Genomic DNA, 24,605 nt, shown 5'->3' with positions numbered 1-24,605 from the left:
TCCCGGCGAGTGTTGACAGGTGTGTAGAATGTTTTCATAGGCATCGGTATTTAAACGCGATATGGCTAAAATAATGGTACTATTGAAATTAAAATTAACAATAATATACAAAAATAAAAAAAGTGATAATAATTATAATATGATAAAAATAACTAGATTAATTGACATGAATGGCCGTGCTGGCTGATAGTCAATAATTTAGCTGACATTAAAAAAAACTTAAAAAAGTTTTCCACAAGAAGGGTGTGGAAGGAGAATTTTCAGAGAGGTTGTTCTTTTATAATATTTTTCCCTACCTTTGCAGACCAAATTTGATGTAAGATGCCTAAATTTAAGACACATTCCCGTGCTAAGAAAACATTCAAAGTTGGCGGGAACGGACAGATTAAGCGATTCAAGGCCTTCAAAAGTCACTTACTGACCAAAAAAGCTACTAAGAGAAAACGTAGCCTGAGAGGTAGTACGCTGGTTAACGAAGCAAACCTGAATCTCGTTAAGAGAATGCTTTGCATGCGCTAATCTAAGAAATCGAATTTTATAACCTGAGAAAAAAAACAAGACATGCCTCGTTCAGTTAATGCCGTAGCTTCAAGAGCCCGCAGAAAAAGGATCTTAAAGCAAGCCAAAGGCTTCTATGGCAAAAGGAAGAATGTTTACACCGTAGCCAAAAACGTCCTTGAAAAAGGTCTTACTTACAGCTACGTAGGTCGTAAATTAAAGAAAAGAAATTACCGTCAGCTGTGGATCGCTCGTATCAACGCTGCAGTAAGAGCAGAAGGTCTGACCTATTCTGTTTTCATGAACAAATTAGCAGGTAAAGGTATCGAACTGAACAGAAAAGTTCTGGCTGACCTGGCTATGAATGAACCAGCAACTTTCAAAAGCCTGGTTGCTTCTGTAAAGTAATTTACCTTCTATCTGATCGTAAATACTTAAAAGGGCCCCTCTACATCGTAGAGGGGCTTTTTTGTGCGCAATAAAAAAAGCCTCCCGAAGGAGACTTTGCAAAATATCTTTATATCTGTAGATCATCTACCTGATACTAAATACCTGGTATTCTTCCTGCCAGCTCAATTCCGGTACAGCACCCTTCGGAAAAATACCCAAAACAGCCGAACCACTGCCGCTCATACTCGCATGAACGGCGCCACTGTTATACATTCGCTCTTTTATCTGACCTATAACCGGATAAGATTCAAATACCGGTAACTCGAAATCATTAGTAATCTTTCCCCGCCATTCAGCAACAGGTAACTGTACCAGCTCCTTCAGTGAATGTTTGGGCGCCTGTGGCGTCAGCTGCCGGAAGGCCCAGCCGGTATTGACATGTATCCCCGGATAAACCAGCAACATACTGTAACCACTCAAGTCCAGCGCTACCGGCTCCAGTATTTCACCACGGCCAGTTGCAAAACAGGGCTCGTTGAGTATAAAAAACGGACAGTCGCTACCTAACTGCGCGGCATAATTAATCAGTGCGGCTGTATCCAATCCCAGCTGCAGCTTGTCATTCATCAGCTTCAGCACGAAGGCTGCATCTGATGAGCCGCCACCAAGGCCGGCGCCTATAGGTATATGTTTGTGAAGATGTATCTGTACAGGGGCAATCTCCGGAAAGTCCTGCTTCAGCAAATAGTATGCCTTCAGGCAGAGGTTGCTGTCTGCATCACCGGGAATGGGGATGCCACTGCTTTCAAAACGGACTGATGGCGCTGCCAGTACCTCCAGTGCATCCTTTACCGGCACAGGGTAGAAGATGGTTTCCAGGTCATGAAACCCATCCGGACGCTTTGCGGTGATATTTAATCCAAGATTGATCTTGCAGTTGGGAAATACTACCATAGCTTGTAGTGTGTTATGGGTCTGGACTTACATCAATTAAACAGCAGACAGACTACCTAAAGCCCGCCGGAAGGATTATTGAGTGGTAAGCTGGGATTATTTGCTTTTTCGGCTGTTGATTTCATCGCGGATGGCAATGGCCCGGATATAGTCCTCCTGTTCAAGTACTTCCTGTAACAGCGTTTGCAGTTCGTCCAGATTGAGTGCTTTCAGGTCATCTTCGGCACCTTTTTCGTGCTCCTGGATAGTTGGAGTGGAAGAAGATTTAACGGTCTTTTTGCCCGCCGGATCGTCCAGTAGGATGCCGGCACTATTGAGGATATTTTCGAAAGTATAAATAGGGCAGCCGAAACGTACCGCTAAGGCAAGCGCATCGGAAGTTCTGGAATCAATTTCTATCGTTTCGTCGTTATTGGAACAGATGAGCTTGGAATAAAAAATGCCTTCCTGAAGGTTGCTGATCACTACTTCATGCAATTCGACGTTAAAGGCATTCATGAAGTTTTTCATCAGATCGTGGGTAAGCGGACGGCTGGGTTGCATTTTCTCCAGCGCTACGGCAATCGCTTGCGCTTCAAAGCCCCCAATAACTATGGGTAAACGGCGTAAACCATTTACCTCTCCCAATACCACGGCATATGAATGAGTTTGCGTAATGCTGTGCGATAAAGCAACTATTTCCAGTTCTATTTTTCTCATATCTGTCTTGCGTTGTCGCTGAAGGTTTTATAAGACCGTGAAGTTAGAAAATTATTCCTTATCTAAAAAAAAACTGTAATGATTCTTGGGGCACAAAGTATATTTTCCAGCGCACAACTACAAAATTGCAGGGAGATGATGCATACGCCTTGCGGTCATCATCTCCCTGTAATTCCTGGATATTATCAGCTGATGCCTTTGTATTTTTTAACAGCGGCAGTCAGTTTGGGTACTATTTCAAAGGCATCGCCTACAATGCCGTAGTCGGCTGCCTTGAAGAATGGTGCCTCCGGATCTTTGTTGATTACGACAATGACCTTACTGCCGTTTACCCCGGCCAGGTGCTGGATAGCGCCGGAAATACCGATGGCAATATAGAGGTTAGGACGTACGGTCAGGCCTGTTTGTCCTACGTGTTCGTGGTGTGGACGCCAGCCGGCATCTGCCACCGGGCGGGAGCTGGCCGTTGCTGCACCGAGTGCATGCGCCAGATCTTCCACGATACCCCAGTTTTCCGGTCCTTTCAGACCACGGCCACCAGATACGATGATTTCTGCCTCTGTCAACGGAATTTCTCCGCTCAGGGTATTTTTCTTCACCACTTTTACCTTAAAGTCTGCATCATTGATAGCGGGAGCAAATGCTTCTACGCTGGCAGTTGCAGTACCGGTATTTACCGGGAATGTATTAGGTATAATGGAGATGATTTTCTTGTCTGAAGTGATGTTTACATTCGCAAAAGCTTTTCCGGAAAACACGCTTTTCTTTACCACAAAGCCATTGCTGGTATCAGGGTAGGAGATAGCGCCAGCCACCAGGCCTGCTTTCAGCCTTGCTGATACGCGTGGTGCGATCGCCTTGCCATCGAAATTATGTGGGAAGATGATAACAATGGCATTCTCTTTTTCTGCTGCTTCTGCTACTATTTTAGTATACACAGTGCTTTCTACTTCATGCAGGCGGGCATCGGCGGCATGTAATACTTTGGTGGCGCCATAGTTACCCAGGGCAGCCAGTTCAGCAGCATCAGCTGCGCCCAGCACAAGTGCAGTTGCTGTGGTACCTAATTGTGCAGCTACTTTTGCGCCATAGGATATGGCTTCAAATGCTGCTTTTTTTATTTTTCCTTCTGCCTGATCGGCGAATATTAATACTGACATGTGTCTAAATTTGAAGTGGTGAAATGGTGTACCGGTGTGATTAGATCACTTTTGCTTCTTCGTGCAGTAAAGTAACCAGCTCCTCTACATTGTCAGGACTGATCAGTTTTACGCCGCTTTTGGCAGGAGGCAGTTCAAAGCTGACAACACTTGTCAGGGTTGGTGCATCCACCGGTTCGGTTACTGTCAATGGTTTGGTTTTAGCTGCCATGATACCACGCATATTAGGGATACGCGCTTCTGCCATACCTTTCTGACAGGATACTACTACCGGCAGTTCTACTTCACATACTTCTTCACCACCTTCAATCTCTCTGGCGATGGTGGCTTTATTGCCATCCAGGTCAAATTTTGCTGCTATAGATACATAAGGCAATTCCAGCAGTTCCGCTACCATACCACCAATGCCGGAACCATTGAAATCAATGGTTTCTTTACCGGTAAATACGATATCATACTGGTTGGCTTTTGCATGTGCTGCTATCTGTGAGGCAATATAAAAACTATCTCCGCTGTTCGCATTGATCCTGTAGGCATGATCTCCTCCCAATGCCAGCGCCTTGCGAATAATAGGATCGCAGTCTGCACCGCCTACAGTAATCAGGTGTACATCCGCACCAATGGTTTCTTTCAGCTCCAGCGCTCTCACCAAGGCATACCATTCATCATATGGGTTAATTATAAACTGGACACCAGCTTCATTGAATTTCGTGTTATTGTCCGTGAAAGCTATTTTTGCAGTCGTGTCCGGAGTCTTACTGATACATACTAAAATCTTCATGGCCGTAAACTGTTTTGTTTAATAATGCGGTATTAGCAAATATATCTAAATAATATATGCTAACCGCATCATCCAGGGATGATTTTAATCAGGTAATTATATCCGGGTATAATATAATATATTTAGCTTTTTGGTTGATTTACAGAAATTTATAAACATATTTGCAGGATGGACAGAATCGCACAGTTAAAGCAGTTCCTGGAAAGCTCTCCAAACGACAGTTTCCTGAAACATGCGCTGGCCCTGGAATATATTAAACTTGGAGATGATATATCCGCCAGGAAATTATTTGAGGAATTACTGGCATATGAACCAGGTTACACCGGCTCCTATTACCATCTTGGTAAATTACTGGAGCGGGCGGGCGACAATGACGCTGCTGTTAAAACCTATGAGAAAGGGATGGAGATGGCCAAAGCTGCCAACGAAAGACATACCTATAATGAATTACAGGCTGCCTACGAGGACCTGGTTTATTAATGCAACAATCTAAGAATGCCGCATCAACTGCTTAATAATTTACTCAATTTTATCAGGGAACATTTCCTGTTTGATCCTTCTCAGAAGATACTGCTGGCGGTAAGCGGCGGTGTCGATTCTATGGTAATGGCCAGTCTTTTCAAAGAGGCCGGTCTGCTGGCAGGTATTGCCCATTGCAATTTTCAGCTCCGTGAAGAAGAATCTGTACGCGACGAAAATTTTGTACGCAACCTGGCCGAAAAACTGGAAATGCCTTTCCACGAAACCCGCTTCGATACGGAAGCCTATGCCACTTCCAATAAAGTATCCATTCAGATCGCTGCCCGGGAACTCCGCTATCAATGGCTGGAAGAAATCCGCAGTACTAACGGTTACGCCTATATTGCAACGGCACATCATCTGCAGGACAGCGTTGAAACGGCGCTGATGAACTTTGTGAAAGGTACCGGCATCGCAGGTTTGCACGGTATACTACCTAAAACCGACAAGATTATCCGTCCGCTGCTGTTTGCGGAGAAAGATACTTTGCTGGCCTGGGCTGCGCGCCGGCAGCTGACTTTCGTGGAAGACAGCTCCAATGCAACGGATAAGTATACACGTAATTTCTTCCGCCATCATGTTATTCCTATGATGCAGGAAAGCATGCCGGCTGCGGTAAAAAATATGGCGGCGAGCATCGAAAAGATGAAGGAGGCTGAAATCCTTTACCAGGAAGCGTTAGGCCGGCATAAAAAAAGTCTGCTCACCCAACAGGGTGAAAACTGGCTGATACCCGTATTGAAATTACAGAAATCAGTACCACTGCAAACCATTGCCTGGGAAATATTCCGGGAGTTTGGATGTACTTCCAACCAACTGCCGCAGGTTTTAAATTTGCTGGAGAGTGAATCAGGAAGATACGTAGAAACCAGCACCCACCGCGTCATCAGAAACCGTGCATGGCTGATGATCACGCCTGTGCAGGCAGATGAATCGCCGGTGGTGGCCATCAGTGAAGAACAATCACATGTGCATTTTGGCGGCGGACAATTACAGTTCCGTACCATAGAAAAGCAACATGCCGGCAGTATTCCGCAGTCGGCAGATGTTGCATGGCTGGATGCTTCCCAGGTGGTGTTTCCGCTCATCCTTCGTAAATGGAAACAGGGAGATTACTTCTATCCGTTAGGTATGCGCAAGAAGAAAAAACTGAGCAGGTTCTTTATTGACCAGAAACTCTCCATTCCTCAAAAGGAACAGGTGTGGGTACTGGAATCGCAGAAACGCATATTATGGATCGTAGGCATGCGCATTGATGACAGGGCGAAGGTGTTGCCTTCTACCTCGGAAATCATCTCCATACAATTACAAAAATAAAATGCAGGTATAAAAAAAATGTCTCTCTCTATAAAATAGGGAGAGACATTTTTTTATACAGCTGCTTGTATTATCTGCGCAGCAAGGCATCAATAAAATGCTGGAGTAAGGAATGGTCAAGGAATATCGGTGCAATGAAACCGAAGATAGATCCCCATAAGTGCGCCGCATGCCCGATATTGTCTCCACCACGTTTAGCCATATACGAAGAATAGGCAAGATATAATACCGCGAAGAGAATGCCTGGCACCGGGATAAAAAATACACCGATCATCTGCCATGGTGCAATCAATATAGAAGTAAATAAGGTAGCCGAAACCGCACCGGAAGCACCACAGGAAGTAAAACCACTATAGTCCTTATACTTGAAGTAGTCCGGAATGTTACCTACTACTATCGCGATCAGATAGAAAAAAAGATAAGTGGCCCGGGTATCGGTAATGCCTGTCAGCAGCCTGTCTGCATAACTTCCAAAGAAATACAGGGTAAGCATGTTGAAGAACAGGTGCATCATATCCACATGTACGAAGCCGCCGGTAATCATGCGATACCATTCGTTGTTGTGCCTTACATTGTATGGCTTCATGGCCAGTTTGTCCCACTGTCCGCCATTATTCAGAGAGGTAAGTGATATTACACAAGTGATGATGATTAATATTAAAGTCGTAGACATAGTCCTGGGTTCTTATAATATGTAAATGTAGTTATTGATGATGATATTTCTCTCTGTTAAGAACAGTATATGCACGATAAAGTTGTTCTGTAAAGATCAGGCGTACCAGTTGGTGTGGAAATGTGAGCGGGGAGAGGGACATGGTCAGTTGTGCGCGTTGCAGTACCGACTGGTCTATCCCGAAAGCGCCGCCAATTAATATGATCAGCTGCCGGGTGCCGGCATTGGTGCGTTGCTGCAGGAAATCCGCAAATTGCACAGTGGTCATCGACTTTCCCTTTTCATCCAGTGCCAGCAGGAAATCTGTTGGTTGTAAGAGGTCCAGAATAATTTTAGCTTCCTGTTTTTTGAGTTCCGGAACGGAAAGACTGGCGGCCTGTTTTACGGTCGGGATTAGTTTTACCTCGAAATCCACATAATGTTTCAGGCGTTTCTGGAATACTTCCATCCCGTCTTTGATGTAGGCATCATGCTCTTTTCCTATGCTCCAGAGTTGAATCTTCACTTGTTATTACTGTTTGTTATAATTGTAAAAGTAAGTGTAAATCAGAAAATTACAGGAATTTTTAGCAAAGAATTTGGTAGAACGGAAAAAGTTATTACCTTTGCAATCCCATCACAAATGGAACGGCTGCGTAGCTCAACTGAATAGAGCATCTGACTACGGATCAGAAGGTTTCAGGTTTGAATCCTGACGCGGTCACAGAAAAAATGAAAAATAAGACGGCCGCTGCAAAGCGGCTTTTTTTATGCCCGTAAATTTATAAAGCGCCTTTGGGCGCTTTTCTTTTTTACATAGATGCATAAGATTATCAGCCGTCGCTGCAAGACGCCGGTTGGATGAATGAAAAGGTTAATGCCATCCTTATTTCGATAACAGGACGTATGCAAGCAATGCAACGAAAACGATGATGAGTTCAATAGCAAGTAGCCGCTTTAAGGATTGAGTTCTTTTTCCTGGTGTCATATGGGTTTCTGTAAGCGATACAAATTGATTGTAACCAATGTAAATAATAACGTGAATATCAGAAGCAGGGGAGTAGTAAAAGCTTTTTATGATACTTTATGCTGCTATACCTGCACATATTTTTCTAAATTTATAAAAGTCTGCGCACTATACCAAGTATTTGTTTTTGCCGCTGAAATGCAATGCTGTACGGTGTTTGGTAGAAAATGATTTTAACGTATAGGTGTTGACGATAGTACAAGTTGGAAAAAATGTTTGAAAAATATTTGTCAAATTAAAAACTAATCATACATTTGCAACCCCTTCAACGAGGAATGGCTGCGTAGCTCAACTGAATAGAGCATCTGACTACGGATCAGAAGGTTTCAGGTTTGAATCCTGACGCGGTCACAAAAACAAAATGCTGTCTCTGATAGACAGCATTTTTTTACAAGTTCTTTAATTCTTACAAAATATTTTTAATTCATAAAAAGTTGAAAATAAATTTGTTAGATAAAAATAAAATACTACTTTTGTAGTCCCAATACGGGAATTGGCTGCGTAGCTCAACTGAATAGAGCATCTGACTACGGATCAGAAGGTTTTAGGTTTGAATCCTAACGCGGTCACCAATAAGAATGCAGAATAAGGCTGCGTAGCTCAATTGAATAGAGCATCTGACTACGGATCAGAAGGTTTCAGGTTTGAATCCTGACGCGGTCACCACAAGAAAAGCTTCCACCATGGAAGCTTTTCTGCTTTTAACAAGGTTCCGGATGATTTTACAACGGAAGCTGTAAATGAATATCCGGCCGGTATATCTCCAGGATATTGTCCGGACTTTTAAGCGCCGTAAATCCAAACTGACGATAAAGACCATGCGCATCGCTTGTATTCAGCATGGTCCTTCTCAAACGCTTCGCCCAGTCTTGCTCCAGCACTTCCGATAACATTTTTTTGGCCACACCCTTACCCTGAAATGCTGGTGATACCCAGAAATCTGCCAGCCAGCCAAATGTCGCATAATCTGTAATGACTCTTCCAAAACCAATCTGCCGCCCATCCAGGAACGCACCCACGCAAAAAGAGTTACTGAGGGAATGGTCTACCAGCTCATACGAGATGCCGCGGGCCCAATACGATATCACGCTTAGAAAATGATGCACCGCTGCCACGTCCATATGTTCTTTTCCTGTTCTGATTACTACGTTCTCCATTTTTAATGATTTATATAGCAAAGTTATTTCGCTGGCAGTGATGGATACAGTCTCAGTTTTGTATATATAGATGGATACAGTTAATTTTAGGTATGAAAACAGACTTTCTCTATATAGACATATCGGGCAAGATTGCACGGCTTATTAAAGACAAAGTATTAAAGGCGGGTGATCGCCTGCCTTCTGTGAGAATGTTATGCAAGGAGCATAACATCAGCATGAATACGGCAAAAAGAGTTTTCTGGGAACTGGAAGCACAGTCGCTGATTGAATCAAGGCCACAGTCGGGCTATTTTGTATGCCAGTTGCCCTATCAGCGCCTGCCACTGCCAGCGTTGACGAATCCCCTGCCATCGGGCCGTACCAGCGAACCGGATGAACTGATCCGGAAAGTTTACAGCACCATGGGCAAAAAAGACCTGACACTTTTTTCTATAGGAGCGCCTGCAAAAGAATTCCTTCCGCTGGCTAAACTGAATAAGGAAATTGTGAATGCCACCAGGGCGCTCCCGGCAAGTGGTACCGCCTATGAGCAGCTGCAGGGAAATGACCTGCTGCGTAGAATGATTGCTGCACGCGCTATCTCCTGGGGTGGTCATCTCCAGGAAGATGATTTGATTACGACGGCTGGTGGCATGAATGCAATATCTTTCTGCCTGATGGCACTCACTAAACCAGGCGACACCATCGCCATGGAAAGCCCCTGCTATCCCGGTAGTCTGCAACTGGCCAGAAGCCTGGGTTTGAAGGTGATGGAAATACCTACTCATCCAGTTACAGGACTTGATATTGCCACATTAAAAAATCGAATTGATAAAATAGATATTTGCCTGCTGGTGCCCAACTTCAATACGCCATTAGGTAGTTGTATGCCGGAAGAAAACAAAAAAGCAGTAGTAAAACTATTGGCAAAACATAATATCCCGCTGATTGAAGATGATATATATGGAGAGCTCTACTTCGGTACACACCGGCCTAAGTGTTGTAAAACATTTGATCGGGAAGGAAATGTGCTTTTATGTAGTTCCTTCTCTAAAACCCTTGCCCCTGGCTATCGGGTAGGGTGGGTAGCTCCGGGAAAATATAAGGAACAGCTGCTTAAATTAAAACTGGTACACGCGATATCATCTTCCGCTATTACACAGGAAGCCATCGCCAACTTTCTTAAAACAGGAAGGTATGATCATCATCTCCGTAAAATGCGCGCCATGGTCCAACAGAATTACATCCAATATGTGAATGCAGTCGCGGAATATTTTCCCGCAGACACCAGGGTAAGCAGGCCACAGGGCGGACTCGCCATGTGGGTGGAGTTTAACAGAAATGTAGACACCACCGCATTATTTGATATTGCCATCAAACAGAAAATCAGCATCGCTCCCGGCAGAATGTTCACGTTGCAGCATCAATATGAAAACTGTATGCGCCTTTCCCTGGGCTTATTGCTGACAGATGAAGTACGACAAAAATTAAAGCAGCTGGGAAAGATGGTAAATATGATGATATAGGCGTATGTACTAAACGATCGGGAGGTGATTCATTTCCCCAAAAATTTCCTTACATTTCAACAATGAAATTGTGGTCATACCTATTCGCCATCTGCCTGTACGCCAATATCACCAAAGCACAGCTGAATGTAGACAGTCTGAATACATCGCTTTCCAATAAAAAAATGACTAGTGTTGAGCGGATCAACGCACTCAATACACTTGCCGCCTGGTATAATAAGGACTCCACCAACCTGGCTCTTGTAATGGCCAACGAAGCCTATCTGCTTGCTCTCAGGGAAAATAATCCCGGGTTGCAGGCTGCCTCGCTGCTTAATCTGTCTGAGGGCTACCTGTATAACGACCAATACGACCAGGCGCTCAGCTATGGCTATAGTGCCCTCGATATCTGCCAGGCCATAGGTAGCGATAGCGCTATAGCGCGCGCTTATACCAACCTGGGCTGGATTTTCTATGATACTGAAAACAGTTATTTCGCCCTGCAATATCACCAGCAGGCATATGATCTCAGCAGGAAACTGGGCAACAAACACCGCATCACCCTTGCCCTGAATGCATTAGGCCTGGTATACCTGCTCAAAGATGAATTTGAAACCGCCCGTAAATATTTCGACAGTACCATCGCTCTTGCCAGCCAATACCACAGCGAAGGCATGATTGCCAGCGCACTTAGCAACAGAGGCATCTGTGAAAATGAATTCGGTAAATACAATGAAGCCCTTGCCGATCTGCAAAAATCATTGACGCTACTGGGTACCGCTGATCCGCTCTCACATGCTGAAGTGCTCAATCAGATGGCCTATTCGCGTATCAAACTGAAAGAATATCCGGTAGCAGAGCAACTGCTGGCAGATGCACGTACCCTTATCAGCCAGTCCAATTCCAATACAAGAAAAGAGAAGCTGCTGGATAACCTGACCAATGCCGTATTACTTTACCAGGACCTTGGCGAATACAAAAAGGCCTTTTCTGCCTTGCAGGAATATACCGAAGTTCGCAACCAGATACTTTCCAAAAGCAAAAGCGAGGCAATATCTGCCCTGAAAATCCAACGGGAAGCAAAGGAGAACGAACGCCATATCATTACCCTCGAGGCGCAGAAAGAACTCAGGGCCTTCCAGCGCAACGCCCTGGCCGCAGGCGTACTGCTCGTGATCGTCATCGGACTGCTGTATATCAGCAAAATGAAACAAAAGCGTAAAAAGGAGAAGGAGCTGGAAGAGATGCGTCAGGCACTCATTAAAAGAGAGCTCGAAGCAGCCATTCACGAAAAGGAATCACTCAATAATAAACTGGAGTTCCGCGACAACGACCTGAAAAATTATGCGCTCTTCATTTCCCAGCGTAACGACATGATCCGTAATTTCATCGATGAACTTACCGTGATCGATATCAAGGGAGACGCCAAAACAGAAAATATCGGCAGGTTCAACCGACTCGTTCATAAATTTCAGCACGACCTGGACAGCAACAAAGACACCCAGGATTTTAATCTTTCCGTCAATGAAATCCACAAAGATTTCTTCTTCAACCTGCTGCAAAAGTTCCCGGACCTTACCGAAAATGAACGCCGCCTTTGTGCCCAGATTCGCTTAAACCTCTCCATAAAAGACATCGCTTCACTCAATAATATCTCTGTAAAATCAGTCGAAATGGCCCGGTACCGACTCCGGAAAGCCTTCAACCTGGAACACAAAGAGAACCTGTCGGATTTCCTGCGACAATTTTAAGTTATTGATTATTAATTTGTTATTCCCCTTGTAGAGGTCGTGTAGAGGTCTCTGTAATGCCTGTATAGAGGTAGCAAACCCCGCTGCCCTGAATTTTCCTTTCTACTTTACTTCCTGCCCGGCACTGCCAGATTCACGTGTGAGAAACTTTAACCTATGTCGCAGTCCGGAGAGACAGTCCATGTTAAATTTTAAAAAGCAGAATTAAAAACCAAAATGCGTATGTGGAAACTACTACGGAGAAACGGAATACTATTATTCCTATTATTTACCGGGCTAACCGTCTATGCCCAGATACCTACCCTGAACCTGACAGGGAAGGTGAGGGATGCTAAAGGCAACGCGATCCCCGGTGCCAGCATTGCCCTGAAAAATACCAGCAGAGGTACCTCTACTGATGCCAATGGCGACTTTACCCTTAGCGCCGTTCCGGAGAATGCAATCCTGGTGGTATCAGCCATGGGTTATGCCGCCAAAGAAGTGAAACCAACCGGCAAGAACCTGGTAATATCCCTGGAAGAAAATGTAAAAGGCCTGGATGAAGTACTCGTCATCGGATATGGCACCCAGAAAAAAGGGGATGTCACCGCTGCCATCGCTTCTGTAAATACCAAAAACCTGGCGAAACAGCCGGCAGGAAATATCGGTACCATGCTGCAGGGACAAGCTCCCGGCGTAGTGGTAAGTTCCGGTACAGGCAACCCTTCCGCCCAGCCGGTAGTGCTGGTACGTGGCCTCAATAGTATCAACAACGCGAACCCGTTGTATGTGGTAGATGGTATTCCGCTGGGATATGCCTACGATATCAACCCCAACGATGTGGAGGCTATCAGCGTACTGAAAGACGCCTCTGCAGCCACGATCTACGGTGCCCGCGCAGCAGGTGGCGTTATTATCATCACCACCAAAAAAGGGAAATCCGGTGAGCCCCGTGTCAATTTCAGCGCCTATAACTCCATCCAGCAGCTGAACAATAACCTGCCGCTGATGGATAAGGCGAGCATGAACAAAGTGGTTCGGGAAGCCTTTGCCAACGACAATACCACCGCCCCCATCTATGTACAGGACGATAGTAAATATGCTAATTCCGACTGGGTAGGCGCCTTCACCAAACGAGGTGTCGAACAGAAATACGACGTGGATGTTTCCGGCGCTTCTGAGAAGCTTTCCTACCGCCTGTCTTACGGCCACTGGGAAAACTCCGGTACCATCATCAACACGGGTTCTCAAAGGGATAACGTACGCCTGAACAGTGAAATAAAATTACTGGACAGCCGCCTGAAAATTATGCCTATCGTTGCCTATACCCGTTTTAACAACAAAGACTATGGTGATGCCGACGGCGATGGTAATGCTGGCTGGTCGCCTATCATGGAAATTTATAAAACGTTGCCGCATAAACGGATTTATGATCCAACGTCTATCAATGGCTATGCGAAACCGGAAACAGAACTGGGTTCCGGTAACCCGGTGGGTGAAAGAATGCTCTGGAATGGCAGGTCAATAGATGACCACCTGCAACTCAATGTGGCGGCAGACCTGAAACTCTGGTGGGGTTTCTCCTACAACTTCACCGTTGGGAAGAATGTAGTGAATACCTACAGCTATAGCCAAACGGAGCCTTATGATTTCGGTGCGCTGTCGTTCGTAGAAAATCCAAGCCGCTCCGAAAGCCGTGGCAGAACTGAATATTCTCTCTTCACGCATCTCCTCAACTATGAGAAGCAACTGGGTAAGCATAACTTCAAGGCGATGTATGGCTTCTCCCGTGAGAAGAACGTGAGCCAGGGTACTACCGGCGCCGGCAATCACCTGAGCAGCCCGCTGATCGAATCGCTGTCGGGCCTGATCGTAGAAGGTAAGAGCGATTATATCCGCGTTAACGGCTGGAACTACGGCAATACGTTGCAATCTTACTTCGGCCGTGCAAGCTACAACTACGATGATAAATACTTCGTACAGGGAAGCCTTCGCCGCGATGGTTCTTCCCGTTTTGGTCCGCTGAACCGCTACGGTACTTTCTATTCTGTTTCCGGCGGATGGAATATCCACAAGGAAAACTTCTTCAACATCCCATGGATCTCAGAACTGAAGCCACGTGCCAGTTATGGTACCGTGGGTAACCAGAACGTCAGCAACTTCCAGTACCTGGCGAAAATATACTTGTCTGGTTCTGATCCTTTCCTGAACTATCCATTTGGTTCCGCATTGAGCCAGCCGGTATATGTAGGTGCTATCGCAGCCACACTTGCCAATAATAATATTAAGTGGGAGCAGACCGCCACCTTCAACGCAGGGCTGAACTTCAGTCTGCTGAAAGGCTCCATCAGCGGTAGTTTTGATTACTTCAAATCTAAAACCAGCGACATGCTGGCGGAAACACCTATTCCTACTTCTTCCGGTATTACTGCCATGCCACTCACCAATATCGCAGATATGGAAAATAAAGGCTGGGAGTTTACAGTTACCTACAGAAGTCCTGCCAACAAGGAATTCCACTGGGACGTTACAGCGAACCTCTCTCACAGCCGCAACAAAATCATTCGCCTGGGATACGATGAAGGCGTGATCGCTGATGGTTATGTAGACTATAACAACCGCGGTACTACACTGACGAAAAAAGGTATATCACTGGCATCTTTCTATTTATATAAAACAGATGGCATATTCCAGTCTCAGGCTGAAATTGATAACTATAAAAGTAAAACCGGCGAACTGTTACAGCCAAACGCAAAACCTGGGGATCTCCGCTTTGTGGATACCAATGGCGACGGACAGCTCGACGATAACGACAAGCAGCTGATGGGCAACGGCCTGCCTAACCTCGATTACGGTATCACCTTCAATGCCAGCTACAAAAATTTTGATCTGATGATTTTCCTGAATGGTAAACAAGGTCAGAAAATGTACAACGGTGCTAAAATGTTCCTGTACCGCTACTATCGTTCTGCTGACCTGCTGAATGCCTGGACACCAACGAATACCAATACGAATATTTATCGCCTGAGCAACGCGGATGAGAATGAAAACATGCGCGTATCAGACTACTACCTGGAAGATGCTTCCTTCCTGCGCCTGAGAAACCTCCAGTTGGGATATACCCTGCCACAGAAACTGGCTACCGCCTTACACCTGGACCGCCTGAGAATTTATACCGGCGCCTACAACCTGCTGACATTTACCAAATACACCGGCTTCGATCCGGATTTATCTAATACCGGAATCTTCAGCCGCGGCGTAGACAGGGGTTATTACCCAATGAGCCGCTCTTATGTGTTCGGTCTTAACGTGGGATTCTAATCTGAAAAATTAAACTGAGATTTATGAAACTTAAAATAACAGGTCTGTTTTTCTCTGCTGTGCTGCTGTTCTCCGGCTGTTCGGACAAGTACCTCGATTTGCAGGATAAACAAAACCTTACAGAAAATACCTTCTGGACAACCAGGCAACATGCCCTCCAGGGTATCACCGCCACCTATGCCGCACTACAGGCGCATGATGGTGATAAGTGGACTTTCTTTGAGCAGGTATATACTACGCTTGCATTCAAGGCGGATGATATCGACAATAATAAAAATGAACCTTACGGGAAAAATCTCGCAGCTTTTGTTAACAGCGCTGATGAATCAGGTCCATGGAACCTTTGGGCTACCTGCTACGCCGGTATTGGCCGAGCCAACCAGGTAATAGAAAAGGTGCCTGGCATTACCGTGATGACAGAAACTGAGCGTGGCCAGATAGTAGCAGAAGCGAAATTTCTTCGCGCCTACAATTATTTCGTGCTGGTGAATGGCTTTGAAAATGTACCGCTGGTATTGAAATTTGAGAAAGACCTCACAAAGCTGCAAGTGCCACAGGCGCCACCAGTGGAAGTTTGGGCACAGATAGAAAAAGACCTGACAGAAGCAGAAGGCTTACTGCCGGAAAGCTATTCGAGCGAATATAAAGGTCGCGCTACTAAAGGCGCCGCAAAAGCACTGCTTGCAAAAACTTACCTGTACCAGGAAAAATGGGCACAGGCAGAAGCCAAGTTCAGAGAAATCTATGGTAAATATTCCCTCAATGCCAACTACGTAGACAACTTCAACGGTACGAAGGAAAACGGCCCTGAGTCTGTATTTGAGATACAGTTCAGCGGCGACCGCTCTGTGTCAGATGAAAGGCATCCTTTCAACTTTGAAGGCAGACCTTATGCATTGGATGGCTGGGAGATTTTTTACCCATCTGACTGGGTAGTTACGGAGATGAAAAAAGATAAAACCAGCGATGGCGGCTACAGCGATAGGGTTTATGGCAACATCTTCTTCGATGATCCAAAATCAACCATGTGGGACCTGAATACGCCCGCTAATCAGATTCCTTATGCAGATGTGGCCTCTTCTTTATCACGCCCTGCCTACTATAACAAGTACGCCTATCCGAACGACAGAAGCGGTGCCTATGTTGGTTATAATATCTCCCTGATACGCTATGCAGATGTACTGCTGATGCTGGCAGAAGCAGCCAACGAAAACGGTAAAACAGATGAGGCCATCGGCTTTGTAAATGAAGTACGTGTTCGTAGTCATGCTACCGCATTAGCCACTGGTAGCCTGAGTAAAGATCAGCTCAGACAACAGATCCGTAATCATGAACGTCCTGTGGAACTGGCCATGGAATTTGGTATCCGCTGGTTCGACCTGGTACGCTGGGGCCGTGGCAATACTGCTAAACAGCCAGTCAAAACACTATTGCAGGACCATGCAAAACCTTTCGCTGGTAACTACGTAGAAGAGAAGCATATCCGCTATCCTATACCACTGAAAGAAATCAATACCAATCCGCTCCTGAAGCAAAACAATTTGTATTAAAATCTTTGCCGGCAGGTGATTGCCTGCCGGCAATATTTTTTCAAAAGCACGGTTACAGAGATGAAGAAATATAGTTTTGGATGGATAATGGCCCTCTTGTTGTTTTTTAACGCAAGTGCTCAGCAAAACCCGCAACCATGGTCGGACCCGAAGGTACAGACCGAAAATGCCCTGGCACCTCATGCCTGGTTTATTCCCGCAGTGAGTGAAAACGCTGCATTACAAAATGCACCCACACCATTTATGCTTTCACTCGACGGTGTGTGGAAATTTCGCCTGGACTCCGCGCCGGCAGCACGACCGCAACAATTTTTTGCGGATAACTATGACGTGAGCAACTGGAAAGATATTAAGGTGCCTGCACACTGGCAAACAGAAGGCTTTGATCGCTTTATTTTTACAGATGTAGAATATCCGATCCCCGTAAACCCGCCATACCCGCCGGAAAACAATAATCCTATCGGTTCCTATCGCCGCAACTTTACGCTTCCCGACAACTGGAAAGAAAGAGATGTTATCCTCCACTTCGGTGCCGTAAATTCATTTTTCTTCTGTTGGGTAAATGGAAAATATGTTGGTCTGGGAAAAGATAGTAAAACCGCTACCGAATTTGATATTACCCACTTCCTGCGCAAAGGACAAAATACCGTATCCGTACAGGTATTCCGCTTCAGCGATGCCACCTACCTCGAAGGCCAGGATATGTGGAAACTAAGCGGCATCGAACGCAGTGTACAACTCATCGCCCGGCCTAAAACCGCTGTACAGGACTTCTTCGTAAACGCCGGCCTGGACAATACCTTTACCAATGGTACCCTCAGCCTGGACGTTGCCTTTAATACCGCCGCAAAAGGTGGTTATGTACAGGCTAAATTACTGGATGACAAAAATTCCGTTGTCTGGAAACAACAACAGGCACTCAGCGGCAACAATAAATATCACTTCAGCGCTGCCGTGGGAAAAGTAAAATCATGGAACGCCGAGAATCCTTATCTCTACAACTTGCTGATATCTTACTATGATAAAAACGGTAAACTGGTAGAGGTGATCAATCACCGTACAGGTTTCAGAACAGTGGAAATCCGCAACGGGCTGCTGCTGGTAAATGGTGCGGCTGTGAAGATCAAAGGCGTAAACCGCCATGAACATAACATGTACACCGGCAAAGTAATTAACAGAGAAGGGATGCTGGCAGATATTAAACTGATGAAGCAGTACAATATCAATGCAGTGCGTAGCAGTCATTATCCCAATAGTCCGGAATGGTACGCACTATGCGATGAATACGGTTTATATATCGTAGATGAAGCAAATATCGAATGCGACGGTATGTCCTTCTCTCCGTTGAAAACCTTGTCAGACAAGCCTGAATGGAAAGATGCATACCTGCATCGTACCCGCAGAATGTTTGAAACAGATAAAAATCATTGTTCCATTATTACCTGGTCGCTGGGAAATGAAAGTGAATTCGGCGAAAACTTTATTGCTACCTATCGCTACCTGAAAGCGCAGGACAGCACACGTCCGGTACAGTATGAAGCCGCCGGCAGAAATGAATACACAGATATCGTTTGCCCGATGTATAAATCTCCCAGTTTTATGCTGGAGTATGTAAAGAGATGGAACAACCGTCCGTTTATTCAATGTGAATATGCGCATATGATGGGTAATGGTGGCGGTAACCTGAAAGAATACTGGGACCTGATCTACCGTCATCAGCAATTGCAGGGCGGGTTCATCTGGGATTTTTCTGACCAGACATTTAAGAAAAAAGATAAAAATGGCCGTGATATCTGGGCCTATGGCCGTGATATGGGTCAGGTAGGATTGACCAGCGATACCAGCTATTGCGCAGATGGATTGTTTGCGGCTGACAGAACACCACATCCGCAGGCATATGAATTGAAGAAAGTCATACAGCCAGCCACATTTGAAACGGTACCATTATCACCTGACCAGGTAGTGATTACCAACAGACTTGACTTTACTAACCTCGATCAATATACGTTTTCATGGTATATCCGTTCCAATGGAGAAACCATCGCAAAAGGTCCGCTGGAAGCGGGATCTATAGCGCCACATGCATCTAGGCACATTGCATTGTCGTTGCCTGTCCTGAAAGCAAAGCCAGGAACGGAATATTTCCTGACTATAGAAATGCGCAGCAAAAACGAAACTGCCGCAGTACCTGCCGGTCATCTGCTGGCATGGGAACAGTTCGAACTACCTGCATCTATATACGAAACAGCAAATGCTCCTGTTACACAGAAAATAAGCATCTTCCGGAATGCTGATCAGGTAAAGGTTTCCGGTGATGATTTTGAATTAGCTTTTGAAAATAATACAGGATGGTTAACTGCCTATAGCTGGAAGAAACAGGCGATCATGCAATCGCCACTGGAGCCACATTTCTGGAGAGCGCCAACAGATAACGATATCGGTAATAGTCAGCAAATCCGTTGTGCGGTATGGAAAGATGTGCTTCATACGGCTCATCTGGATTCTATGAGTGTTACGCAGGATGACCCCTATACCGCAACTGTTCGTACCTGGCATTCATTCCCTGCGGTGAAAGCTGTTTATTCAGCGGTTTATACGATCAGCGGCGATGGCGCCGTACAGGTGAAAGTGGCGATGAAAACAGGAAAAGAAACTATACCGGAACTACCTCGTTTTGGCATGCGTGTCATCCTGCGCGGTGAATATGATAATGTTGCCTGGTTGGGTCGCGGACCGTTCGATAACTATGCCGACAGACATACTGCCGCCGCGGTAGACTTATACCGTATGAAGGCAGATCAGTTATTTCATCCTTATCCGCGCGCACAGGAAAGTGGCTACAGAACAGGTGTCCGGTGGATGTCGCTCACCAATGCACAAGGTATTGGCCTCACTGCTAAAGGAGAACCACAGCTCTCTGCAGGTGTACTGCATTTCAATATGGACCGTATGGAATTTGACCGGGATGCAGCTGAAAATAATCATGGTGGAAGTATGACCAATGAAGACCTGGTATGGTGGAATATAGATTATAAACAATCTGGTGTTGGAGGAGATAACAGCTGGGGCGCTACGCCACATGCAGAGTTTATGCTGCCTTACCAGGATTATAGCTATTCATTTATACTGCGTCCTGCAACAAAATAAGTGCTTATGAGAAGATGGATGATTTTACTACTCGGCCTGACAATGCAACAGGCCAATGCACAGCGCAGCAAATATGCTGATGTGCTGGACCTCCGAACCACACCACCTACAGGTAAAAGTATCCTGGATAATGTTTTCAGTGATATGGGAGCATGGCACGCCTATGCTTTGCCTGCACGAAAAGAAGACAATGGTGCCTTTATCGGTCCACTGATAATGGGTATGGAGGGAGAATGGCTGTCGGGCGCATTTTCCAGGTTGGCAATCAGTGAAAACGGTCAGCCACTGGACCTTTCAGCAGCGCATGCTGATATAAGGTATTTCCCCGGAATGCTTCAACAGCAGCTGGAAATAAATCAGCTGGTTATCCTGCTGCAATTGATTTTTGTTTCCGGAAGAGAAGCATTGCTGCATACGGCTATTACCAACAAAGGTACTGGTGGTAGAAAGCTGGATATCCGCTACTATGGCCAGTCCAGAAAGCATGTAGTGATAGATGCTGCGTCGTCTTCGCTGCAATCAGGAGGTTTTGTTGTACAATTTCCGGCAGGAACAGTAATAACTGCTGATAGTCTTAATTACAGTGCTGTCAACAAAGAAATTGTAATAGCCGCAGGCAAAGAATATCAGCAAACGCAGGTACAGGCCTATTATCCGGATGCTATCAGGAAGCCGGCTACCTATGATTTTGACCAGTCTTTGACAGCGAATAACCAGCGTTGGAACACCTATATGTCGCGCTATATCTCCGCTGCTCCGCATCTTACAGACGCTGAAAAACGGTTGGCGGTGAAATGCATGGTAACATTAATCACCAACTGGCGGAGCAGTGCAGGAGATATCTTACATGACGGTGTTTTCCCATCCATCAACTACCAGGGCTTTTATGGCGTATGGAGCTGGGATAGCTGGAAACAGGCCGTTGGCATTGTTACCTTCCATCCTGAGCTGGCGAAGGATAACATCCGCTCCATGTTCGATTATCAGGATGAACATGGTATGGTGGCAGATTGCATTTATGCCGATAAGTCGGAGAACAACTGGCGTGATACCAAGCCGCCACTGGCAGGATGGGGTGTTTATGAAGTGTACCGGCAAACACACGATACTGCTTTTGTAAAAGAGATGCTGCCCAAACTGATCCGCTACCACGAATGGTGGTATGCCAACAGGGACCATGACCAGAATGGTTTATGCGAGTATGGCTCCACTGACGGCACCCGCATCGCGGCGGCATGGGAAAGTGGTATGGACAATGCCGTCCGTTTTGATAGTGCCGTCATGGTGAAAAACAATGATGAGGCATGGTCGCTCAATCAGGAAAGTGTTGATCTCAATGCATACTTATATGCCGAGAAAATATACCTGGATAAGCTGCTGGCAGTAGCAGGTGAAAAGCCACGCTATGCACAACAGGCAGTCCTGCTGGCGAACCTGATCCGCACAAAATTTTATGACGCCGGACGCGGTTTCTTCTATGATCTTCAAACGAAAACAGGTAACCTGGTAACAATAGACGGCCCGGAAGGCTGGATTCCTCTCTGGACAGGTGTGGCCACCAAAGCGCAGGCAGCACAGGTACTAAAGAAGATGAAAGACCCGCGCAAGTTTAATACGAAAGTTCCGCTGCCTACGCTGGCAGCTGATCATCCGGCTTTCGACCCGATGAAAGGGTACTGGAGAGGGCCGGTATGGCTCGACCAGGTGGCCTATGGTGCGCAGGGACTACGCCGCTATGGTTACGTCAAAGAAGCTCGGATGTTCGAACAGCAACTGCTGAACAATGCAGCAGGCTTACTTACCAACGGGCCCATCTGTGAAAACTATCATCCTGTTACAGGAAAAGGACTGAATGCAAAAAATTTCAGCTGGTCCGCAGCACATTTGTTAATGATACTGAAAAATAAATAACGTCATGGAATTTACAGCAAACGAAGTAAAACAGCTGGTACAGAAACATTACCTGCTGGCAGTAGAGGTGGACCCTCTCCAGGGTTACGATGAATTTAATTACAAGATTACTGATACCTCCGGGCGGAAATTTATCCTCAAAATAACAGGGGAGGAGAAGCAATATTCCTTCCTGGACGCACAATTGCGGATACTGGACCATCTTACCGTGACCGATGTAGCATGGAAATTCCAGCAGATACTGCGGAATAAAAACCGCCAGGAACTCACGCCTGTATTTAAAGACGGCAAACAGTACTACGTCCGCGTACTTACCTGGCTGGAAGGGGATTGCTGGGCCAAGGCGCCGGTAAAAACTAAAGCGTTGTACCTGGACCTTGGACGTTTCATGGGTAAAACGGATGAGGCCATGAAAGAATTTCAACATGATGCGCTGCACCGCCATTATACCTGGGATATCAGCACTGCGGCAGATTGCAATAAACTGCTACAGCATATTCATGACCATGAAAAGCGCAGACTGGCAGGATATTTCCTGTTGGCTTTTGATACGGAAGTAGTGCCGGTACTGCAGGAACTACGCCATGCCGCTATTCATGGCGATGCCAATGATTACAATGTGCTGGTGCAGGATGGCAAAATCAGCGGACTGATAGACCTGGGTGATATGGTATATACCGCCCTGGTAAATAATGTGGCTATTGCATGTACCTATGCGATGTTTAAGGCAGAAGACCCGTTGCAGGCCGCCGCATGGGTGATACAGGGCTACCACGAAGCTTTTCCACTAACAGAACAGGAAGTAGATCTTATTTATTACCTGATCGCAGCTCGTATGTGCATTAGCGTTACCCAGTCTGCCTACCAGGCCTCACTGGGCTCTTCCAATACCCACCATTTTGTTACGGAAGAAGATGCCTGGGAACTGTTGCAGACACTTATCCGCATCAATCCGCTCCGCGCGGCCGAGACCTTCCGCAATGCATGTGGCATGCCTTCCCTGATCAATAAAAATGACGACTACGGTAAGCTGCTGGAGGAACGCAAAGCTGTCATCGGCCGAAACCTCAGCATCAGTTACCGTAAGCCGCTCAAGATCGTGCGCGGTGCATTACAGTATTTATATGATGATAAGGGAGATACCTACATCGACTGTGTAAATAACCCCAGCCATGTAGGACACTGTCACCCGGTGGTAGTACGCGCCATGCAACGCCAGATAGCTACACTCAATACCAATAGCCGCTACCTGAGCGATCACCTCGTAGATTATGCAAAAGAGCTGCTGGCAACCTTGCCTTCCAATCTGGCAGTCGTTTATTTTACCAACTCCGGTAGTGAAGCCAATGATCTTGCGATACGTATGAGTCGTCATTTTACAGGCCGCAAAGAGGTGATGGTGCTGGATCATGCCTACCATGGCACTTCTACGGTAGCCATGGAAATGAGCCCGTATAAGTTCGACGGCAAGGGCGGATTCGGACAAATGCCATATATCCATAAAGCAGTTTCACCAGATCTCTATCGCGGCGAATTCCGCTACGATGAGCCACTGGCAGGAGAAAAATATGCAGCCGATGTACAGCAGATACTGGAAAAAAATCCGGGAAAAATAGCAGCATTCATCTGCGAAACCTTACTGGGCGTAGGTGGACAAATTCCACTGCCTGATCATTACCTCGAAAATGTATACAAACATATTCGTGCCGCCGGTGGCCTTTGCATTGCAGATGAAGTGCAGGTAGGCTTCGGCAGGGTAGGAGAAAAATTCTGGGGCTTCGAATTGCAGAATGTTCAGCCGGATATCGTGGTGCTGGGCAAGCCGATCGGCAATGGTCATCCTCTGGCTGCTGTTGTTGTAACCAGGGAGATTGCTGATGCCTTCAACAATGGTATGGAATACTTCAACACCTTCGGTGCAAACCCTGTATCGATGGTTACCGGCAAAACAGTATTGCAGGTGATCCAGTCTGAACAGATGCAGCAACATGCGCTCGAAACCGGCAACTTCCTGATGGAAGGCCTTCGCGGCATCATGCAGCAACATCCGATTATCAGTGATGTGCGTGGCTTCGGATTATTTGTTGGTGCTGAAATGGTGAAAGATCGCACTACCATGGAACCTGCGGTGGATGAAATTAATACTGTAGTGGAGAAAATGAAGGAGAGAGGATTTCTGCTGTCTACCGACGGGCCGCTATATAACGTACTGAAAATAAAACCTCCAATGGTATTCAGTAAACAAAATGCATCAGATATGGTGCGCCATCTGGATGAAGTATTAACTGAACTTAATTTCTAATAA

The 24,605-nt window shown here is 46.0% G+C and carries 18 protein-coding genes and 4 tRNA genes; 15 read left to right on the top strand and 7 right to left on the bottom strand.

What is annotated here, in order from left to right:
• Positions 1-321 precede the first annotated feature (321 nt).
• Entirely contained in the window at positions 322-519 is a 198-nt protein-coding gene (gene rpmI, locus F3J22_RS22585) for a 50S ribosomal protein L35 (RefSeq protein ID WP_073087562.1), read from the top strand.
• A gap of 42 nt (positions 520-561) precedes the next feature.
• On the top strand, positions 562-906 hold the full coding sequence (gene rplT / locus F3J22_RS22580) for a 50S ribosomal protein L20 (protein WP_167020192.1): 345 nt from the start codon (positions 562-564) through the stop codon (positions 904-906).
• A gap of 126 nt (positions 907-1,032) precedes the next feature.
• Here the strand turns inward: rplT and ispE are convergent, their stop codons facing one another.
• The 4 genes from ispE to F3J22_RS22560 all read right to left on the bottom strand — a co-directional run bounded on the left by ispE (position 1,033) and on the right by F3J22_RS22560 (position 4,482).
• The gene (gene ispE / locus F3J22_RS22575) at positions 1,033-1,842 is read right to left on the bottom strand and encodes a 4-(cytidine 5'-diphospho)-2-C-methyl-D-erythritol kinase (RefSeq protein ID WP_167020191.1); all 810 of its coding nucleotides are present in this window, start codon (positions 1,840-1,842) and stop codon (positions 1,033-1,035) included.
• 96 nt (positions 1,843-1,938) lie between these two features.
• Positions 1,939-2,541, bottom strand: coding sequence for a bifunctional nuclease family protein (locus F3J22_RS22570; protein ID WP_167020190.1), 603 nt, complete (start codon positions 2,539-2,541; stop codon positions 1,939-1,941).
• 185 nt (positions 2,542-2,726) lie between these two features.
• Entirely contained in the window at positions 2,727-3,701 is a 975-nt protein-coding gene (locus tag F3J22_RS22565; RefSeq protein ID WP_167020189.1) for an electron transfer flavoprotein subunit alpha/FixB family protein, read from the bottom strand.
• Positions 3,702-3,741: 40 nt separating this feature from the next.
• Entirely contained in the window at positions 3,742-4,482 is a 741-nt protein-coding gene (locus tag F3J22_RS22560) for an electron transfer flavoprotein subunit beta/FixA family protein (protein ID WP_167020188.1), read from the bottom strand.
• A gap of 168 nt (positions 4,483-4,650) precedes the next feature.
• On the opposite strand from F3J22_RS22560, the gene F3J22_RS22555 reads away from it, so the two are divergent.
• Complete coding sequence (locus F3J22_RS22555) at positions 4,651-4,962, top strand: tetratricopeptide repeat protein (RefSeq protein ID WP_167020187.1); 312 nt, start codon at positions 4,651-4,653, stop codon at positions 4,960-4,962.
• A gap of 15 nt (positions 4,963-4,977) precedes the next feature.
• Positions 4,978-6,318 carry a tRNA lysidine(34) synthetase TilS gene (gene tilS, locus F3J22_RS22550; protein WP_167020186.1) on the top strand — a complete coding sequence of 447 codons (1,341 nt, stop codon included), beginning with the start codon at positions 4,978-4,980 and terminating at the stop codon, positions 6,316-6,318.
• Positions 6,319-6,388: 70 nt separating this feature from the next.
• Here the strand turns inward: tilS and F3J22_RS22545 are convergent, their stop codons facing one another.
• Both F3J22_RS22545 and F3J22_RS22540 read right to left on the bottom strand, forming a co-directional pair.
• Positions 6,389-6,991, bottom strand: a complete 603-nt coding sequence (locus F3J22_RS22545; RefSeq protein ID WP_167020185.1) for a rhomboid family intramembrane serine protease — start codon at positions 6,989-6,991, stop codon at positions 6,389-6,391.
• A 31-nt stretch (positions 6,992-7,022) separates the two neighbouring features.
• Positions 7,023-7,496 (bottom strand): 23S rRNA (pseudouridine(1915)-N(3))-methyltransferase RlmH, encoded by a 474-nt coding sequence (locus F3J22_RS22540; protein ID WP_167020184.1) that lies wholly within the window; start codon positions 7,494-7,496, stop codon positions 7,023-7,025.
• Positions 7,497-7,620: 124 nt separating this feature from the next.
• Between F3J22_RS22540 and F3J22_RS22535 the strand changes: the two genes are divergently transcribed.
• From F3J22_RS22535 to F3J22_RS22520, 4 genes are all read left to right on the top strand, one after another.
• Positions 7,621-7,694 (top strand) — tRNA-Arg (locus F3J22_RS22535).
• Between the two features lie 580 nt (positions 7,695-8,274).
• A tRNA-Arg gene (locus tag F3J22_RS22530) sits at positions 8,275-8,348 on the top strand.
• Between the two features lie 144 nt (positions 8,349-8,492).
• Positions 8,493-8,569, top strand: a tRNA-Arg gene (locus F3J22_RS22525).
• 17 nt (positions 8,570-8,586) lie between these two features.
• Positions 8,587-8,663, top strand: a tRNA-Arg gene (locus F3J22_RS22520).
• A gap of 56 nt (positions 8,664-8,719) precedes the next feature.
• On the opposite strand, the gene F3J22_RS22515 is transcribed toward F3J22_RS22520, so the two are convergent.
• On the bottom strand, positions 8,720-9,154 hold the full coding sequence (locus F3J22_RS22515) for a GNAT family N-acetyltransferase (RefSeq protein WP_167020183.1): 435 nt from the start codon (positions 9,152-9,154) through the stop codon (positions 8,720-8,722).
• A 92-nt stretch (positions 9,155-9,246) separates the two neighbouring features.
• Here F3J22_RS22515 and F3J22_RS22510 point away from each other — a divergent pair, with 92 nt between their 5' ends.
• The 7 genes from F3J22_RS22510 to F3J22_RS22480 all read left to right on the top strand — a co-directional run bounded on the left by F3J22_RS22510 (position 9,247) and on the right by F3J22_RS22480 (position 24,602).
• The gene (locus F3J22_RS22510; RefSeq protein ID WP_167020182.1) at positions 9,247-10,662 is read left to right on the top strand and encodes a PLP-dependent aminotransferase family protein; all 1,416 of its coding nucleotides are present in this window, start codon (positions 9,247-9,249) and stop codon (positions 10,660-10,662) included.
• 62 nt (positions 10,663-10,724) lie between these two features.
• Positions 10,725-12,392, top strand: a complete 1,668-nt coding sequence (locus F3J22_RS22505) for a tetratricopeptide repeat protein (RefSeq protein ID WP_167020181.1) — start codon at positions 10,725-10,727, stop codon at positions 12,390-12,392.
• 222 nt (positions 12,393-12,614) lie between these two features.
• Positions 12,615-15,692, top strand: coding sequence for a TonB-dependent receptor (locus F3J22_RS22500; protein WP_167020180.1), 3,078 nt, complete (start codon positions 12,615-12,617; stop codon positions 15,690-15,692).
• Positions 15,693-15,715: 23 nt separating this feature from the next.
• On the top strand, positions 15,716-17,242 hold the full coding sequence (locus F3J22_RS22495; RefSeq protein ID WP_167020179.1) for a RagB/SusD family nutrient uptake outer membrane protein: 1,527 nt from the start codon (positions 15,716-15,718) through the stop codon (positions 17,240-17,242).
• A gap of 60 nt (positions 17,243-17,302) precedes the next feature.
• Positions 17,303-20,389: a glycoside hydrolase family 2 TIM barrel-domain containing protein gene (locus F3J22_RS22490; protein ID WP_167020178.1), complete on the top strand. Its 3,087-nt coding sequence runs from the start codon at positions 17,303-17,305 to the stop codon at positions 20,387-20,389.
• 6 nt (positions 20,390-20,395) lie between these two features.
• On the top strand, positions 20,396-22,300 hold the full coding sequence (locus tag F3J22_RS22485; RefSeq protein ID WP_167020177.1) for a trehalase family glycosidase: 1,905 nt from the start codon (positions 20,396-20,398) through the stop codon (positions 22,298-22,300).
• Between the two features lie 4 nt (positions 22,301-22,304).
• Entirely contained in the window at positions 22,305-24,602 is a 2,298-nt protein-coding gene (locus tag F3J22_RS22480) for an aminotransferase class III-fold pyridoxal phosphate-dependent enzyme (protein ID WP_167020176.1), read from the top strand.
• The last annotated feature ends 3 nt before the right edge of the window (positions 24,603-24,605 follow it).

The organism is Chitinophaga sp. Cy-1792 (genome assembly GCF_011752935.1).
In the GTDB taxonomy this organism is placed as follows: Bacteria; Bacteroidota; Bacteroidia; order Chitinophagales; family Chitinophagaceae; genus Chitinophaga.
The sequence above is the reverse complement of the archived record's forward strand: the minus strand, read 5'-3'. Positions and strand labels throughout refer to the sequence as shown.